Raw genomic sequence first — 18,221 nt, 5'->3', positions numbered from 1 at the left:
AAACAAATAAAATCCCCGAAAAATTCGAGGATCTGTATTTCTAAACTTTGTCTTATTTCAACCAATCCGGCTTAGTAGTAATCACCTCAGCCTGAAGCTGATTGAGCAGATTGTATAGCCCAAAATAGGTTCTGTTGATGTATAAGCCATGTCGTGAACCTCTAGCTTGTCTGGACTTTCGGAACATTTTGTCATTTGAGATTCGATCACCCAATTGGAAAATCTGCTCAAAGAAACTGTCATCCGCAAAGTCAAACTTTTCTACATGGAATGGCTTGCCCAGTAGTGAGATCATTTCCCGGAAAACACCTTTGAAGTAGACCTGCTCAGTCTCATTATCTTTATCCGAAATGAATTCCAAATCAAAGAAAATCTGATCCAACTCTTCCTGATTGATCAGCAATTCCTTTTTGATAAGCGCAAAATATCCTTGATAAAAATCCTCAGGAATTACCTTTACGCAGCCAAAATCAATGATTCCCAACTGATCGCCTTCTTGTATAATAAAGTTACCGGGATGGGGATCGGCATGAACCTGCTTCAGATTGTGAACTTGGTGGTGATAAAAATCCCAAAGCGCTTGGCCAATTTGATTTTTGGATTCCTGAGAGGGATTGGTATCCATCCATTCTTTGATATGCTTACCGGAAATCCAATCCATCGTGATGATCCGATCCGAACTCAATTCATCATAATAAGTTGGAAACCTGAGATTTGGAATGTGAGCACATGCCTCAGAAATCTCCCTTGAGCGCTCCACTTCCAGGACATAATCCGTCTCCTCCACGAGTCTTTCCTCCACCTCTCCCATATAATGGTCGAGTTCTTTTTCATTCATATTAAGCAAGCGAAGTGCAAAAGGTCTTACCAGCTTTAAGTCTGAACTGACAGAATCAGCCACCCCAGGATATTGGATTTTAACAGCGAGGGTTTTGCCGTTTTGAGTCGCCTGATGGACTTGTCCAATGGAGGCCGCGTTGACAGCCGACCTGGTAAATGTATCAAACATCTGATCGGGAGTCTTGCCAAAACACTTCTGAAAAGTCTTGACTACCAATGGATAAGATAACGGAGGCGCGGAGTATTGCGCCATCGTAAATTTGTCCTGATAGGCTCTTGGAAGTAAGTTCTTATCCATGGACATCATTTGGGCTACTTTCAAGGCCGAGCCTTTCAATTCACTCAATGATTTATAGATATCGGTGGCATTATTCTGATGAAGTTCTTCCTTATCCATCGATGGATTGACCATCTTTTTGGCATAATGCTTCACATAATTTCCTCCAACCTTGGCTCCCGTGGTAATAAATTTAGCCGCACGCTGTACTTTGGATACCGGGATGGTTTCCTGTTCTGATACCTTGGTAGCCATGATTATTTGTTTTGATAAAGGAACTTTGCGAAGTCTAAAAAACTATCCAATGCGCTTTTGCCCATCAGATCAAAGGTCAAATTCACGGACTTTTCGATAGCAGCGTCGGTTTTTTCAAACCTTGGCGAGCGATCATCCAACCAATACCTGAAAATAAATGCAACCTGAAGCCAAAGTGCTTCATCGTATCGATCAGAAATAATAGGTCTATTGGCTATTTCCTGCGTTTCTTTTCCCTCAAGAATTATTTCTCCTGCAAAATCCTTAAACTTCTCCTTAAACTCTTTCGCATCCAAAGTCAGGGATTTCATGGGTTGAGTTTTGTCCTGATATAAGCTCAAAAGGTAAGACCTGTTCTTTTTCAGCTCCTCGATCCAGGTAAAAAGGAAACTCAGGAATTTTTCTCTTACGCTATATTCTTTGAATACTTCCTGGGATTCGATCTGATCTAGGGTACTGTCGAAAATCGATACCCAGATTGCGGATTTGATGGACTCAAATGAAGTAAAATAGGTGTAAAATTCCTCTTCCTTCATTTTAAGATCCTTTGCAAATTTGAAAACCGACTTTGGTGCATTGCCATGCTCAAGGACATGAGTGACAAAACCCTCCAAAATCATTTTTCTATAATCCTTCTTTGCGGTCTTTTTTGTTGTTGTAGTTTCCATGTGGTGAAATCAATTCACGTCAATAACAGCAATAACTAGGGTGGGGTTTGGAAAAGGCACAAAAAAACCGAAGAAATATCCTTCGGTAAGCTTTTGGTCGATTTAACTCTTTACTTTTTCGATGACCAAGTTGTGATTGGTATAGATGCAGACATCCGCCGCTATATGCAAACTTTCCCTTACCATATCCTCAGCGGTCATGTGGGGAGCAAACTGTTTCATTGCACGCGCAGCCGATTGTGCAAACATACTTCCTGAACCGATCGTCGCGATTTCCATATCCGGCTCAATAACGTCGCCCGTCCCGGAAATAATCAAAATATCGTCCTTATCGGCCACGATCATCATCGCTTCCAAGCGACTGAGCATTCGATCCATTCGCCATTCTTTGGCTAATTCCACGGCAGCTCGCTTCATATTATTGCCGAAAGCACCCAGTTTTTCTTCAAATTTTTCTAAAAGTGTAAAGGCATCCGCTGTAGACCCAGCGAATCCAGTGACTATTTTACCTCCCTGAAGTACACGGAGTTTTTTTACCGTACTTTTTGCTACAGTGTTCCCTAAAGTCGCCTGCCCATCAGCTCCAATGACGACTTGTCCATTATGTCGAATAGCAACTACGGTTGTTGATTTGATTTTTTCCACGGGTAAAAGTGATTGGTTATTAGTATGTAAGTTATTGGTTATTAAGTTATTGGTTAGCTAAAGTTAGCATCAAGATGGGATAGAAGTTAATGGTGTTGGAGTTATTGGGATCAACAATTTCTAAATCCCGAAATAGGCCTATGGCACTATTCACTAATTCCCAATAATTGAATAACTACTGCACCAATAACCATACAAAAGCCAAAAAGTCCTGCTGAAACAGGACTTTTTGGCAGATATTTTTTAGATAAGGATTCTGACGGGATCTTCGAGTAGACTTTTCAAGGTCAGGAGGAATGCGGAGCCAATTGCCCCATCTACGACTCGGTGGTCACAGGAAAGTGTCACTTTCATCACATTTCCGATCTTCATTTGACCGTCTTTGACAATGACCGTTTCTTTTATACCCCCTACTGCCAGAATACAGGCATCGGGTGGATTGATAATCGCTGTAAATTCATCAATCCCAAACATTCCCAAATTGGAAATCGTGAAGGTATTACCTTCCCAATCTTTGGGTTGCAATTCCTTGTTTTTGGCTTTACCACCCAACGTCTTTGCTTGATTGGAGATCTGGGAAAGTGAAAGCTGATCTGCAAATCTAATGACTGGTACCAGCAAACCTTCGTCCACCGCCACTGCCATACCGATATGAATGTGGTCGTTGTAGCGGATTTTATCTCCCAGCCAGCTTGAATTTACTTTAGGATGCTGGCGCAAAGCTGCAGCTGAAGCTTTGATTACCATATCATTAAATGAGATTTTTACGGGAGAAATCTCATTCATACTCTTCCTGGCTTCCATCGCTTTGTCCATATTGATCTCCATGGTGAGATAGAAGTGAGGCGCTCCAAACTTGCTTTCAGCCAGTCGTTTTGCAATCACCTTTCTCATTTGGGATACTTTCTCCTCATGGAAGCTTTCCTGTCCTAATGCAGGGGTGGTAGCACCCGAAGCAGTCGCTACTGCAGCTGCAACCGCAGGAACAAAATTCTCAACATCTCGCTTGACGATTCGTCCCCCCTCACCTGAGCCAGACACCGCTCGGATATCCAAGCCTTTTTCCTCTGCAATTTTCTTTGCCAATGGAGAAGCTTTTACTCTTTCTCCTGTAGAAGATCCAGACCCTGTATTGGCAGACACTTGGGTTACAGGAGCGGAATATCCAGCTGGATTTTCAGTTTTCGGTTCCTGTTTTGGCGCTTCTTTATTCTCAGCCGGAGCTGATTCTTTTCCACCGGATTGTTGGGCCTTCAGCAAGGTCTGAAAATCTGCTCCTTTCTCTCCAATCACCGCAATGACTCCATCTACAGGAACACTTTCTCCAGCCTCTACTCCAATATATAACAGAACTCCGTCTTCGTAGGATTCCAATTCCATGGTGGCTTTGTCGGTCTCCACTTCGGCGATGATTTCGCCTGACTTCACGGTATCACCTACTTTTTTCAACCAAGTAGAGATAGTCCCTTCCTGCATGGTATCACTCATTTTAGGCATGGTGATTACCGTTGCGTTGATATTGGAAGTATCTATTTTTTCCTCAGGAGCTTTTGGTTTTTCAGTTTCTGGTTTTTTTACCTCTTTAGTTTCCAGTTTTTGTTCTTCCGATTTTGAGGTATCAGCTTTGGATTCAGTTGAGGGATTTGATCCATTAAGCAAGTGCTCGTAAGCCTCCCCTTTTTCACCAATGATTGCTATCACACCATTGACAGGCACTGAGTCTTTCTCTTGCACACCTATATATAACAGGACTCCCTCATCATAGGATTCCAACTCCATCGTTGCTTTGTCAGTCTCCACTTCGGCAAGGATATCTCCCGGCTTGACAGTATCTCCTACTTTTTTCAGCCAAGAAGCGATCACCCCCTCTTCCATTGTGTCACTCATTTTTGGCATTCTGATTATTTCGGCCATAGGTAATTTCGAGCTTTATCGTTTTTTAAAGTGTCCAAAAATAGTTTTTAAAAACGCTTTATTCAAATTTATATCCTGTATTTTCCAAGTTGAATTAGGCCAAGTCATTTCATGCCACTCATCTCCGAAAGCTTTTACCAACGACCAAAATGGCTATTTAGCGGACATTTGGAAACTATTTACCCTGCCCTTTTCAGACAGGTAGCCTTACAAGAACCTGAGAGAGAAAGAATAACGACAGAAGACGATGACTTTCTCGACCTGGATTGGTACAAGAAAGGAAACAGCCGACTGGTAGTCCTCAGTCACGGTCTGGAGGGCAATAGCACCAGACCCTATATGCTGGGAATGGCTCGGGAATTTTTACAGAAAGGCTTCGATGTCCTAAGTTGGAACTACCGGGGTTGCAGTGAAGAGCTGAATCAAAAGGTGATTTTCTACCATAGTGGCGCCACTTACGACCTGGATGCCGTAGTCCGCCATGCAGCGAAAAACTATTCGGAACTATTCCTGATAGGATTCAGCCTGGGAGGGAATCTTTCACTGAAATTCCTGGGCGAAAAAAAACTTTCTGTCCAAAAAATAAAAAAAGCAGTCGCTATTTCTGTTCCGTTGGACCTTGCAGGTTCCTGTGAAAAGATCTCCTCAGGGCAAAATATCATTTACTCCAAACGCTTTCTAAATACGCTTAAAGAAAAGGTGATTAGAAAATCACTGGCATTCCCCGGGGAGTTACCGGTAGGACTCTTAAGGAAAATTAAAACACTTCGGGATTTTGATGACTATTTCACAGGACCACTACATGGATTTTCAGATGCAGCGGAATATTACCGGGTCAACTCATCCTTGCAGTTTTTGGAGCATATAGAAGTGCCAACGCTGATCCTAAATGCCCAAAATGATCCGTTTCTAAGCGAGTCATGTTTTCCCGTCAAACTGGCCAGAAGCTTGAGAAATATTCATTTTGAATTCCCCAAACATGGAGGTCATGTGGGCTTCACCGGTCCATCCCACCAAAAAAGCTTCTACTCTGAGCTTCGGGCAGTTGAATTTATAACCCGTGATCTCTAACTTCCGAAAAAATCTATTAATGTCCTGACTATGTGCGGAAGATACTCCCTTAGCAAAAGTAAAATTGAATTGGAAGAACGGTTTCAGGCGGAGCTGGTGGCAGATTTTAATCCAAGGTATAATATCGCTCCTACACAACTCCTGCCCGTCATCACTTCCGACAGTCCCAAGGGATTTTCATTCTTTTACTGGGGAATCACTCCTGATTTCGGGCAAAATAAACCCGTTGCCCAAAAGCTAATCAATGCCAAAGCCGAAACTATAAATGAAAAAATCTCCTTTAAGGGATCTTTTCAAAAAAGACGCTGCCTGGTTCCCGCAGATGGTTTTTTTGAATGGAAGAAACTTGGAAAAAAGACTAAGATTCCCTATCGCTTTACACTTAGGGACGAGGCTTTGTTTGCTTTTGCCGGGATTTGGGAAGAATATGAGACCGTCTCAGGGGAATCTCATCATACTTTTTTGATTTTGACCTCCCAGCGCAATGAAGTGGTAGGCGAAATTCATGACCGAATGCCTGTAATTATCAGTCGGGATCAAGAAAAAAAATGGCTGGATAAGTACACTTCAGAGTCAGATCTTTTAGCCATGCTGAAACCCTATCCGGGAGAACTAATGATGAGTTATACTGTCTCGCCTTTGGTTAATTCAGTTCAGAATGATTCGCCTGGGATTATTCGGAAAACCTCTCCAATGGATCAATTTGGAAACTATACCCTATTCGGATAAATAAAGTATTCCCCATTCACCTGATTTCGCTTTTGCAGTATGCCTCCGATCACCGATATTGGCGTACTTTTTTATTTTTCCAATTATAGACCCAAATACTAATGAAAAAGTCCAGAATTCTTGGAGCAGGTCACTACGTGCCTGAGCGAATCGTGACAAATGAGGAGCTTTCCAAAATGATGAACACTACGGATGAATGGATCGTGGAGCGAACTGGGATTCATGAGCGACGATGGTTTACCCCTGGTGTGGACACCGTGACTAATATGTCTTTGAAAGCCAGCAGAATGGCAATGGAACGGGCTGGAGTCGGGGCTAAGGAGATTGAATTCATCGTCTTTGCCACCATCACCTCTGACTATTTCTTACCCGGGAATGGAGTTTTACTACAGCGGGAATTAGGACTCTCCAGTATTGGAGCTATTGACATCAAAAATGCATGTTCCGGTTTTGTTTATGCACTTTCGGTGGCAGATCAATTCATCCGATCCGGGATGTACAAGAAAATCCTGGTGGTGGGTGCTGAGATCCAGTCCTCAGCTTTGGACAAAAGCGACGAGGGTCGTTCGAGTGCTGTGATATTTGCTGATGGTGCCGGAGCTGTAGTTTTGGGGGCTGTAGAACCAGATCAGCATGGAATTCTTAGCACCCATCTGCATGCCGATGGTTCTTTTGCGGAGGAGTTGTATTGCATAGCTCCGAGTAGCAGCGGGAAAGTGCGACTCTCACAGGAAATGATCGATCGAGGTGATTTTTTTCTCAAAATGAATGGAAATGCGGTATTCAAACATGCCATAGTCCGATTCATGGAAGTGATCAAGGAGGCTTTGGATCACAATGGTTTCACTAAAGAAAACCTTGACCTTCTTGTGCCTCATCAGGCAAATCTGAGAATCAGCCAATACATCCAGCAAAAACTTCAACTTCCTGACGAAAAGGTATTTAACAACATCATGTATCTGGGAAATACAACTGCAGGGACAATTCCGATTGCCCTATCACAAGCATGGGAACAAGGAAGATTGAAAGAAGGAAATTTGGTATGCTTGGCGGCCTTTGGTTCTGGGTTTGCTTGGGCTTCCGCATTGTTACGCTGGTAAAAAAATGGACTCCTTCCAAAAACCCATTGACCTCAAACTCTGGTTGAATGCAGACTTAATTCAACAGCAAAATCTGCTAAAAAGGCAATTCACTGCTATTTTTGAGGAAGTTGGCTCAGCTTTTTCACAGAAGGAACTACAGCAGATTTCGCAGAAATCAAGAGGAGTCAAACTTTCCAAGGGAAATGATTTGCTGGGATTTCCATATCAGGTACTTGACTTGATTCGGGACTTCGACCTGATGAGTGGCGCAAATATTCGAATTCTTAATTGGTTTGGAAATGGGATCTACACCACAGTTTATCTTGGAAAAAACCGAAAAAACCCCATTCATGAGCTAATTTCCTCGGGTTTCTCTTTTGGCTTAAGCACAAATCAATGGGACTATGCTGATTTGATATTGAATAAAAATCTCACCGACTCAGCGCCGGAGATAACAGGCACAAAGCTTGAATTCTATCATTGGATAAAGAAAGTTGAACCGACGCCTAATCCCACTTCACTTCAGGAAGGGCTGACAAATGAGCTAAAAAAAATCCTTGATATTCTGAGACTTTCATAAGAACTCCACAGGAATTAAATTAATTTTAAACAGGATTTGGATTCATACGTAAAATCATTTCGAATCTGTTAATTTGATCGTTCACCTATGAATTAAAACGATCGTTACCGAAACCTACGAGATATGAGATATTTGCTTTTTGCAGTTTTTACCTTCTTTTATTTTTCAGCCTTCTCGCAGGAAGCTCAGGTTATCCAGCAGTTCAATTCCGACTCAACTTTGATGGCGACTGGCGTAGTATCCAATAACCAACGAGAAGGACTTTGGAAATTCTACAACCCAAAAACCAACACGCTTTTAGCTGAGGGCAATTTTTCAAAAGGAAAAAGAGAAGGAACTTGGTCCAAATATTACCAAAACGGCAAAAAAGCAGAAATCGCGGAATATCGCGATGGTAAACTATTTGGTCCGGCCCAATACTTTGATGCTGATGGAGCCCTGAAAAAACAAATGATTTTCCAGGATAGCATTTTGGTAGGTAAGTATGTGGAGTATTTCGGAAAAACCGGAAACCCAAGCTACATTGATCCAAACCAGGTTATGGTGGAGGGGCAGTATGAAAATGGCAGACGGACGGGTCAATGGGTTACTTTTTATGATTTTGGAGAGTTAGCCATTCGAGAATTCTATCAAAATGGACTTCGGGAGGGGCCTTATTTGGAATACGACCCGGAAGGAAATGTCATCACAGAAGCAACCTACTCCAAAGGTCAGATGGAGGGGCAATTTAAGCGATTTGCATTCCCCAACCTCCCTCTGGAGTTAGGGACTTACAAAAACGGAGAAAAAGTTGGTGAGTGGAAGAGGTATTTTCCAGGGACTAAGATAGTGGAGGCCGAAGAGTATTACGATCAGGATGGAAACAGAAACGGAGAATGGAAATATTACTATGAATCCGGAAGACTGGCTAGGATCGAAAAATACAAGGATGATATAGCTGTTGGTGTTTGGGAGGAATATTTTCCCAACAAATCACTATCCAAACGAAAAACCTATGAATTGGGCGTACCGGTAGGAGAGTATACGGAATACCACAGTACAGGTAAGGTATCTGTGCAGGGTCAATATCAAAATGGTGCCAAAACAGGGATTTGGAAGAGCTTTTTCCCGGACGGAGAAATTTATTCCATCGGAGAATATAGAAATGATCTCAAATCCGGTCTTTGGAAATACTTTAATAAAGTAGGGATTCTCATCGCCGAAGGCGAATATACCCTAGGGATGGAAACAGGTCAATGGTTCTATTACTACGACGGAGGACAACTCAAGTCAGTAGGCTCTTACAATCTGGGGTTTGAAGACGGGATTTGGGGACTTTTCTACGATAATAAACAATTAACCCAAGAAGAATATTGGGAAAACGGCCGATTAAAAAACGTAGGAGATTACTTCAGCTATGATGGCCAACGAAAGTTGGAAAAAGGAACCCTTAAAGACGGAAACGGCACCCGAATCACCTATTATGTAAATGGTCAAAAGGAATCCGAAGGAACTTTTAAATCCGGTAAAGCAGAAGGTCTATGGATATTCTACCATGAAAATGGAAGAAAAGCCTCAGAAGGTACAATGATAGATGGCAAAAAAGAAGGTCCGTGGAGGTATTACAACCCTGCCGGGAGGTTGGAAGATCTGATCAATTTCAAAAATGACGAAATCGTCGCTTCAAACTGATCTCGAGAATAGAAATTTGAACATTGGGGCTATTGATTGGTTCATTTAGAAAATCAACACTTATGTTCGGATTATTCAAGAAAAAATCAGAAAAACAAAAGCTACAGGACACTTACGCAAAGATGTTGTCTGAAGCGCACAAACTATCGCATTCCAATCGTACCGCCGCTGACAAGCTCATGGCGGAAGCGGAAGAAATCGCCAAAAAAATCGAAAAACTCTAATTCACCCAGAAAAAAAACACAGGCAATAAATTTCGCTTGTAATTCTTTGGATTTTAAATCTTTATCTTTAATTTCATTGACTTCTTTGGACTTGTCCGCAGTCGTTTTTTATACTTTGATTGATTATTTTAAGGGTGATTGAGCTACGGACTACTATTTCAAACTTTTAGAGCTCGGGGCAAAACCCCGAGCTTCTTTATTTTCTGGAGTAATCATCCTGTAGTCTGATGATATCATTTTCGTCCGATGGATTCTCGGGATCAGCGTGCATCCAAATCTCCGCTACCACTCCCCAATTGTCAGTTCCGATAAGTCGGTGGCGTTCGCCTTTATCCAGTGAAACCACTTCGCCCAAAGTCATTTCCTGCACCGGGCCCTGTTCGTCGGAGTGACTCCTGGAGATGGATGACTTTCCCGCGATCAACTTCCAAAGCTCGGATCTTCTATGGTGATATTGCCAGGAAAGTCTGGCTCCAGGCGCGACAAGAAGAAATTTTGGACTTAATTTTTGCTTCAACTGTGATTCAGTCAAACCTACTTCGTTGAAAAAGTGCTCCCTAAATTTTAAAATCTGGGATTCATCGAGGACAAAAAATCCTCCCCAGGGCCGGTTCAAATCCTTGGAAGAAACTACAAACCCTAATTCGTCAAGAAAATCACCGACAGTTTCAAAAACTTCGGATTTACTCAAATGAGCTGCAACAGATATTTTTTTCATAATTAAAAATCAAACTACAAACATAACGAAAGTCTAATGAACTGAAAATTCAAGTTTGAAATTTTAAATCTTTTTCAAAAACCATCTCTTATTCAAAAATAAATTGCCTTTCCTTCAAGAAATATGTACTCATTAGACGATATTTTTTAAGAAGTCTTTTTTGAAATCTAAAATTCACCTTAATTCAGGCATCACAATTTGCCATGAACCTAAAAAACCCTCAAGAAATCATCTCCAAAATGGATGGTGTGGTAGAAATCAAAAGCTACCTGAATAAAATCAAGATCATCAAAAACCTTTACCTCAAAGGAGCAAACACCGCAAGTGAAATCTGCAATGAAGTCGGAATATCACTTCCAACCGTGAATGCCCTCTTGGGAGACCTGATGAGCAGTGGTGAAGTAATCAAACAAGGTCGGGCCGAATCACAGGGCGGTCGAAAGCCTGATCTCTACAGACTGGCGGAAAATGCCTTTTATGTGCTTTCGGTTGACCTCTCCAAATTCAACATGCACTTGGCTCTTTATTCCTGCAATCATGAGTTGGCTTTTGAAAAAGAAAATCATAAAATCACCCTCAACAATGAAAAGGAGACTTTTGACCAAATCTGTAGTCTGATAGATTCTTATTTGGAAAAAACCAAAATCACCGCGGATAAGATCATTGCGATCGGATTCTCCATGCCCGGTTTGCTCGATTCGGTCGGAGGCGTGAATTATACCTATCTTAGGTTTGGCAAGAAGACACTACAGGAAAATCTGGAAACCCATTTTCAAAAAAAGATCTTTCTGGAAAATGACGCCAGAGCCATGACACTGGCGGAATATAAATTTGGTTCCGAACACAACTACAAAAATGTCCTTGGACTTTTTATCGGTTGGGGAATCGGATTGGGGATCATCATCGATGGCAAGATCTATCAGGGTGCCTCGGGATTTGCAGGAGAATTTTCCCACTCTCCTATCTTCGAGTCGAGAGACATCACCTGTACTTGCGGCAAAAAAGGCTGTTTGGAAGCCGTTGCATCCGGTACTGCGATCGTTAGGATGGCCGAAGATGCGATAAAGCTCGATAAGGACAGTATTCTGGCGAGAATGGTAAGAGATCACGAGGGTGAACTCGAACCTGACTTGGTGGTAGAAGCCGCCCTTGCGGGAGATCAGCGGGCCATTACCATTCTCTCAGAAGCCGGTTTGGATTTGGGTCGGGGGATTTCGATGCTGATACAAATCCTCAATCCAGAGCTGATCATCATCGGAGGCTCTGTCGCCGAGGCAAATCAATACCTCATTACACCAATTCAGCAGGCTCTCAACATCTACAGTATGGCAAAATCCCGTGAAAAGTCTAAACTGGCACTTTACCAGCTCGGTAAAGACGTCGGATTGTTGGGAGGAGTGGCAGTGGTCAATGAAAAATTATTTGACGATGTCATTAACAGGTTGGGTTAAAATGACTTATTAAATCATGCGTACCGAGTTTAGATTCCTGAGTTTTTTCTTTTTTGGCTTAGGATTGGTTTGCATTCACTCCTTTCAATTAATTGCTCAGGTCAATCCTGTAAAATTTGAAAAGCTTCCTCAAAAAAAGACAGGGATCAACTTCAAAAACCAGCTCAAAGAAGACTCAAAAAACAACATTCTCCGCTACGAATACTTCTACAATGGTGGTGGAGTAGCAGTTGGGGATTTAAACGATGATGGCTTAGACGATATTTTTTTCACCGGAAACATGACCGGGAATAAACTCTATAAAAACCTCGGAGCACTCAAATTTGAAGAATTAACTAAGTCAGCAGGCGTGGAAGGAAAAGACACCTGGACCACCGGCGTCAGCTTTGCAGATGTAAGCGGAGACGGTCTGCTTGACATCTATGTCTGCTATTCGGGAAAGGGATCCCCCGAATCCCGGAAAAACGAACTATGGATCAATCAGGGGAATTTCAAGTTTGTGGAGAAAGCCGAAGAGTTTGGAATCGCTGATCCCTCCAACAGTACCCAGTCCTTATTTTTTGACTTTGACCAAGACGGAGATCTTGATCTTTACCTACTCAACCATCACATCCAAGTGATCAATGAAATGGAATTTGACGCCGCAAGGGATACCCGTCATCCCTTTGCCGGGGATAAATTGTATCGTAACGACAACGGAAAATTCACCGACATCAGCGAGCAGGCGGGAATCAAGGGCTCCGCATTGGGTTTTGGTCTGGCAGTCATTTCATCTGATATCAATCAGGACGGATGGCCTGATCTCCTGGTCACCAACGACTACATCGAGCCGGATTACCTCTACATCAACCATGGCAACGGGACGTTCACCGATCAATTGACCGATCACTTTCAGCACATTTCCCATTTTTCGATGGGGGCAGATATTGCTGACATCAATCGTGACGGCTTACCCGATATCTTTACCCTTGACATGCTTCCTGAGCACAATGAGCGGCAAAAATTGCTTTACGGACCTGAAAACTACGAGCAATACGCACTCATGATCAAGCGGGGATTTCATCATCAAAACATGCGGAATATGCTCCAATTGAATCGGGGAGCAGGTTTGTTTTCGGAAATTGGACAAATGGCGGGAATTTCCAACACAGACTGGAGCTGGTCCGCCTTGTTTCTGGACGCAGATAATAATGGAGAAAAGGATCTTTTCGTTACCAACGGATACTACCGGGACTACACCAACAGGGACTTTTTGAAGTACAAAGGTGACTATTATTTCAAGCAAGCTGTCGCAAAAGAAAAAGCTGACACGCTGCATTTGGTTACTTCCATGACTTCCACTCCGATTCAGGATTATTTCTTCCAAAACATCGGGGATTTGCAGTTCAAAAACACCTCCAGTTCATCGGGCTTTGAAGCAAAAAACTTTTCTAATGGTGCCGCTTATTCAGACTTGGACAACGACGGAGATTTGGATTTGGTTGTAAATCACTTAAATGAAGTCGCGGGCGTTTTCGAAAACAAAAGCCAATCCGGCAATTGGCTTCAAATTGACTTAAAGGGAAAAGCTGGAAACAATTTCGGAATTGGTTCAAAAATACTGGCCTATGCCGGTGGAGAACTCACCTTTCTGGAACAGAATCCAGTCCGTGGATTTCAGTCTTCAAGCACCTATCGGCTTCAGATAGGAATGGGTGAAGCCTTATCACTTGACAGCCTGATTGTCATTTGGCCTGACCAGACCAGAAGCAAACGGGAAAGCATACGAGCCAATCAAGTGGTGGAAATCGAACAAAACAGCGGCACTTTACTGGTAAAAGCGAACAATGAAACTTCCCCATTGCTCATAAAAAGTCAAGCTCCTGATTTCCTCTCCACCGCCTCCAATGTCAATGATTTCAAACGTCAGCCGCTCATGGTGACCATGCCAAGTCACATCGGTCCGTCAATGGCTCATACAGATCTAAACGGCGATGGAAATCCAGAAGTCCTGATAGGTGGCACTAAAGGTACCCCGGCAAGAATTTACTCGTTCAGAAACGGGGTTTGGGAAGTTTACCGAGGTTTCCGATCGGCTTCAGATTTCACCGATGCGGTGGTAATTTTTTATGATTTCAACGGGGATGGCCACCTTGACCTATTTATAGGAAGTGGAGGTTACCATGATTATTTAGGTTCGGATGAGTCCCTTCGTGACAGGCTCTACCTCAATGACGGAACCGGAGTGATGATCGCTCAGACAGATTTCCCAACGTATACTATCAGCACCGGTACAGCGACAGTTTTGGATGCGAATGGAGACGGCTACCCGGATTTATTTGTGGGAGGAAAAGTGGTCCCGGGACGCTATCCCGAGTCACCGCTGAGTAAACTCCTCATCAATGATGGAAAAGGGAAATTTACAGACCAAACCAGTACTTTTCTCCCAAATGAAGGTAAGCTTGGTATGATCACCGGGGCCGTCACACAAGATCTAAATAGTGACCAAAAGGCAGATTTGATTCTGGTTGGAGAATTTATGGCTCCAACTGCCTTAATCAATCAGAATGGAAAATCATTTGAAAATCAATCCACCGCCTACTTTCCTTCAAATCTTTCAGGTTGGTGGTCCACTTTGGTTCAGGTAGATATCGATGGAGATGGAGATCTGGACTTGGTCGCCGGAAACTTCGGCTTGAACTCTCAATTGGTTGCCAATCCTGAAAAACCCATCCGGCTTTTCGCTGCAGATTTTGACCAAAACGGAAGCATCGATCCGATTTTCGAATGCTTCATAGGTGATGGGCATTACCCTTTTCCCAGTCGGGATGAATTGCTGGATCAAATGGTGAGCATGCGAAGCAAATTCACGGATTATGCTTCCTATTCCAAAGCGAAAATAACGGATCTCTTTTCTGCCGAAGAGCTTGAAAAAGGGCTGAAACTGGAAATCCAGTCCTTAGAGTCCATGTATTTTGAAAATACCGGAAATGGGTTTATCCCTCGGGCCCTCCCCCGCCTCGCACAGATTTCGCCGATTTATTCCATCCTGCCAATGGATATCAACGGAGATGGAAACATGGATTTGATCCTAGGAGGCAATCAGAATCACACCCGAATCCGGATCGGTAAAATCGATGCGAGTTTGGGTTTGATTTTGCTTGGAGATGGCACGGGTAATTTTACTTCTCTTTCACCCACTGAATCCGGATTGGGAATCAAAGGTGACATCAAATCAATTCTAAAATTGAAAATTGGAAATTCTGATTTTCTTATATTCGGAATCAATCAACAGCGTCCAGAAGTTTATCAAATTCGAAGATGAATCGACTCCCTGTCCTTTTATTCTGCTTTGTGTTTTCCATGGGAATTGGGACAATTTTTGCCCAGAAACAAAATTTGAATTGGGCGAAAATCTATGCGGATCAGCTTTTTCATATCACTGAAGTCATGGTCACCGACGTGGCAAGTCCACCGGTAGCAGCAAGAATTTATGCCTATACAAATCTGGCAGCCTACCAGACAATTTTGGAGTCCGGAGGAAATTTTAAGCAGGGAGAAATTCCGTTCATTCTTCAAGTAAAGAGGCTTGAAAAAAGTCCTTCCCCAACCAAACTTGAGTCGCCGGAGTTTACGGCAATTTATGCCATGCTTTTGGTAGGCGAAAAGGTGATGCCTTCTGGATATCTACTCAAGGAAAAACAAAAGGCATGGCAGGATTGGGGCTTAAAAAGCAGGGTGGTCACCAAAAAAAATCTAGAGACGCACCTCGACTTTGCAAAAGCTGTTTCAATACAGGTATTGGAATTAGCAAAATCTGACGGATACATTCAATTGACCGCGCTCAATCGGTACACACCGACAGAAGGTGAGGGATTTTGGTATCCTACTCCTCCTGCCTATATGGCTGCAGTAGAACCGGAATGGAGAACGATCCGAACGTTTTTTCTGGAAAATCTGGAAGGGTTTGAACCTGCACCCATGGCAGAATTTGATCTGAAAATGGGAAGTTCATTTCAAAAACAAGTACAGGAAGTCTATGAAGTGACACAGAAATTGACCGAGGAACAAAAATTAATTGCCAACTTTTGGGACTGTAATCCATTCAAAGTGGAATTTTCGGGCCACATGGCTATCGGTGTCAAAAAGATTTCTCCCGGTGGACATTGGATAGGCATCACAGGGATATCCGCCGCTCAAAAAAACTTATCCTTTACCGAGACTGCTTACATCCACACCTTGGTAGCGATGACCTTGCATGATGCTTTTGTCTCCTGCTGGAAAACCAAGTACGAAACCAACCGATTTCGTCCTGAGACAGTAATCAATGAGAAGCTGGACTCAAAGTGGAAACCCTTGCTTCAAACCCCACCCTTTCCTGAATACACCTCTGGACACTCGGTAATCAGCACAGCGGCTGCGGAGATTTTGACCAGTTATTTTGGGGATGATTTTGAGTTTTTAGATACCTCTGAAGTGTATTTTGGGTTACCTGAGCGTAAATTCAGATCCTTTCACCAAGCTGCAGCTGAAGCCGCTATTTCCAGATTATATGGAGGGATTCACTTCCGTGATGCGATCGAAAACGGAGTCATTCAGGGAAGAAATATCGGTGCATCGATCAGAAAAAAGATTGAAAAATTGTAGGATTTAAAAATTGAAAATTGATATGGCTACCTATTTCCTTCTACCCTTTGTTTCCCTTTTTACTCTTCTGACCGATCTAAATCAGCCTGTTGAACCCTCAGAACGACCCAATATCATTTTGATTTTTGCAGATGACATGGCCTATGGGGATTTGGGGAGCTATGGTGCTGTAGGATGGGAAACACCCCATCTCGATCAGCTTGCTGCGGATGGGGCACGATTCACACAGTTCTATGTTCCTCATGCCGTTTGTACCGCCTCACGAGCAGCAATGCTGACGGGAACTTATTCCAACCGACTAGAGCTCTATGGAGCCCTTGACCACACTGCCAACCATGGACTTAATCCCGAAGAAACAACCATCGCCGAAACCTTAAAGTCCAATGGCTACCAAACCGGAATAGTTGGCAAATGGCATCTGGGACATCACAAGGAATTTCTCCCAACCCAACAGGGATTTGATAGCTATTTTGGCCTCCCCTATTCCAACGACATGTGGCCCAATCATCCTGAAACGAAGAATTACTATCCTCCCCTTCCTTTGATCGCTGGAGATAGCACGATTGCCTACTTGGAAGATCAGCGGGAATTGACTTCCTGGTACACGTACAAATCCTTGGAATTCATTGAGAAAAACAAGGAAAAGCCCTTTTTCCTCTATTTGGCACACAGCATGCCCCACGTTCCGCTTTTTGTGTCAGAAAAGTTTGCCGGCAAATCCGAACAGGGGGCCTATGGTGATGTGATGATGGAGATCGACTGGTCGGTCGGTGAAATCCGCAAAAAGCTAAAGGAATTGGGTTTGTCTGAGAATACCCTGATCATCTTTACTTCAGACAATGGTCCTTGGCTTTCCTACGGAGGACATGCAGGACTTCAAGTAGGTCTGAAAGAAGGAAAAGGTACCTCTTGGGATGGAGGCATCCGGGTACCCGCAATCTTCACCTGGCCGGGAAAAATCCCCGCTGGAATGGTACAGAACCAAGCAGCAATGACGATTGATATCCTACCGACTTTGGCAAAACTCACCGGTTCACCTCTTCCTAAATTGAAAATTGACGGTGCAGACATCTGGCCTTTGATTCAGGGGAAAAAAACGGAATTGAAACCCTATTTTGCTTATTACAATACCAATGAACTACAGGCTGTCATCTATGGTAAATGGAAGCTGGTGTTTCCCCATACCTACCGCACCATTCCTTCTGGAACTGAGCTGAGAAATGATGGTATTCCGGTAAAATATTCTTACATCAAACTGGAAACGCCCCTACTCTTCGATCTCTCCCTAGACAAGGGGGAAACGACAGACGTATCCGCCCAATACCCTGAAATACTGGCTCAACTCAATGGTTTTGCTGATCAGGCGAGAACAGATATGGGTGATAAATTGACCGGAATAGAAGGAACTGGCAATCGGAAGGCGGGGAGAATCAGTCAAGAATAGATTTGGAGTAATAGAAGTAATTCTTA

The 18,221-nt window shown here is 43.1% G+C and carries 15 protein-coding genes; 10 read left to right on the top strand and 5 right to left on the bottom strand.

The window, feature by feature from the left end:
• Positions 1-52 precede the first annotated feature (52 nt).
• The 4 genes from C4S61_RS11550 to C4S61_RS11535 all read right to left on the bottom strand — a co-directional run bounded on the left by C4S61_RS11550 (position 53) and on the right by C4S61_RS11535 (position 4,599).
• Complete coding sequence (locus C4S61_RS11550; RefSeq protein WP_103924956.1) at positions 53-1,372, bottom strand: ABC1 kinase family protein; 1,320 nt, start codon at positions 1,370-1,372, stop codon at positions 53-55.
• A 2-nt stretch (positions 1,373-1,374) separates the two neighbouring features.
• A complete protein-coding gene (locus tag C4S61_RS11545) occupies positions 1,375-2,040 on the bottom strand; it encodes a TetR family transcriptional regulator C-terminal domain-containing protein (protein WP_103924955.1) in 666 nt (221 codons plus the stop codon).
• A gap of 102 nt (positions 2,041-2,142) precedes the next feature.
• On the bottom strand, positions 2,143-2,685 hold the full coding sequence (gene hslV, locus C4S61_RS11540) for an ATP-dependent protease subunit HslV (RefSeq protein ID WP_103924954.1): 543 nt from the start codon (positions 2,683-2,685) through the stop codon (positions 2,143-2,145).
• A 243-nt stretch (positions 2,686-2,928) separates the two neighbouring features.
• Complete coding sequence (locus tag C4S61_RS11535; protein ID WP_103924953.1) at positions 2,929-4,599, bottom strand: pyruvate dehydrogenase complex dihydrolipoamide acetyltransferase; 1,671 nt, start codon at positions 4,597-4,599, stop codon at positions 2,929-2,931.
• A 111-nt stretch (positions 4,600-4,710) separates the two neighbouring features.
• Here C4S61_RS11535 and C4S61_RS11530 point away from each other — a divergent pair, with 111 nt between their 5' ends.
• From C4S61_RS11530 to C4S61_RS11505, 6 genes are all read left to right on the top strand, one after another.
• A complete protein-coding gene (locus tag C4S61_RS11530; protein ID WP_103924952.1) occupies positions 4,711-5,670 on the top strand; it encodes a YheT family hydrolase in 960 nt (319 codons plus the stop codon).
• Positions 5,671-5,700: 30 nt separating this feature from the next.
• Positions 5,701-6,399: an SOS response-associated peptidase gene (locus C4S61_RS11525; RefSeq protein WP_103924951.1), complete on the top strand. Its 699-nt coding sequence runs from the start codon at positions 5,701-5,703 to the stop codon at positions 6,397-6,399.
• A gap of 101 nt (positions 6,400-6,500) precedes the next feature.
• A complete protein-coding gene (locus C4S61_RS11520; protein ID WP_103924950.1) occupies positions 6,501-7,499 on the top strand; it encodes a 3-oxoacyl-ACP synthase III family protein in 999 nt (332 codons plus the stop codon).
• Positions 7,500-7,503: 4 nt separating this feature from the next.
• On the top strand, positions 7,504-8,061 hold the full coding sequence (locus tag C4S61_RS11515) for a hypothetical protein (RefSeq protein ID WP_103924949.1): 558 nt from the start codon (positions 7,504-7,506) through the stop codon (positions 8,059-8,061).
• A 123-nt stretch (positions 8,062-8,184) separates the two neighbouring features.
• Positions 8,185-9,732: a toxin-antitoxin system YwqK family antitoxin gene (locus tag C4S61_RS11510; protein ID WP_103924948.1), complete on the top strand. Its 1,548-nt coding sequence runs from the start codon at positions 8,185-8,187 to the stop codon at positions 9,730-9,732.
• Between the two features lie 62 nt (positions 9,733-9,794).
• Positions 9,795-9,956, top strand: a complete 162-nt coding sequence (locus tag C4S61_RS11505) for a Lacal_2735 family protein (RefSeq protein ID WP_103924947.1) — start codon at positions 9,795-9,797, stop codon at positions 9,954-9,956.
• Between the two features lie 196 nt (positions 9,957-10,152).
• Here C4S61_RS11505 and C4S61_RS11500 read toward each other — a convergent pair whose 3' ends face one another.
• Positions 10,153-10,674: a cupin domain-containing protein gene (locus C4S61_RS11500; protein ID WP_103924946.1), complete on the bottom strand. Its 522-nt coding sequence runs from the start codon at positions 10,672-10,674 to the stop codon at positions 10,153-10,155.
• 203 nt (positions 10,675-10,877) lie between these two features.
• Here C4S61_RS11500 and C4S61_RS11495 point away from each other — a divergent pair, with 203 nt between their 5' ends.
• The 4 genes from C4S61_RS11495 to C4S61_RS11480 are packed head-to-tail and all read left to right on the top strand — an operon-like array spanning position 10,878 to position 18,195.
• Positions 10,878-12,125, top strand: coding sequence for an ROK family transcriptional regulator (locus C4S61_RS11495; protein WP_103924945.1), 1,248 nt, complete (start codon positions 10,878-10,880; stop codon positions 12,123-12,125).
• 16 nt (positions 12,126-12,141) lie between these two features.
• On the top strand, positions 12,142-15,429 hold the full coding sequence (locus C4S61_RS11490) for a VCBS repeat-containing protein (RefSeq protein ID WP_103924944.1): 3,288 nt from the start codon (positions 12,142-12,144) through the stop codon (positions 15,427-15,429).
• On the top strand, positions 15,426-16,751 hold the full coding sequence (locus C4S61_RS11485; RefSeq protein WP_103924943.1) for a vanadium-dependent haloperoxidase: 1,326 nt from the start codon (positions 15,426-15,428) through the stop codon (positions 16,749-16,751). The genes C4S61_RS11490 and C4S61_RS11485 overlap by 4 nt, the downstream gene beginning before the upstream one ends.
• A gap of 22 nt (positions 16,752-16,773) precedes the next feature.
• Positions 16,774-18,195, top strand: coding sequence for a sulfatase family protein (locus tag C4S61_RS11480; protein WP_103924942.1), 1,422 nt, complete (start codon positions 16,774-16,776; stop codon positions 18,193-18,195).
• The last annotated feature ends 26 nt before the right edge of the window (positions 18,196-18,221 follow it).

The sequence above is a fragment of the Algoriphagus boritolerans DSM 17298 = JCM 18970 genome, assembly GCF_900108085.1.
GTDB classification, from domain to species: Bacteria; Bacteroidota; Bacteroidia; order Cytophagales; family Cyclobacteriaceae; genus Algoriphagus; species Algoriphagus boritolerans.
Note: the sequence above shows the minus strand (reverse complement) of the source record. Positions and strands in the feature narration are given on the sequence as shown.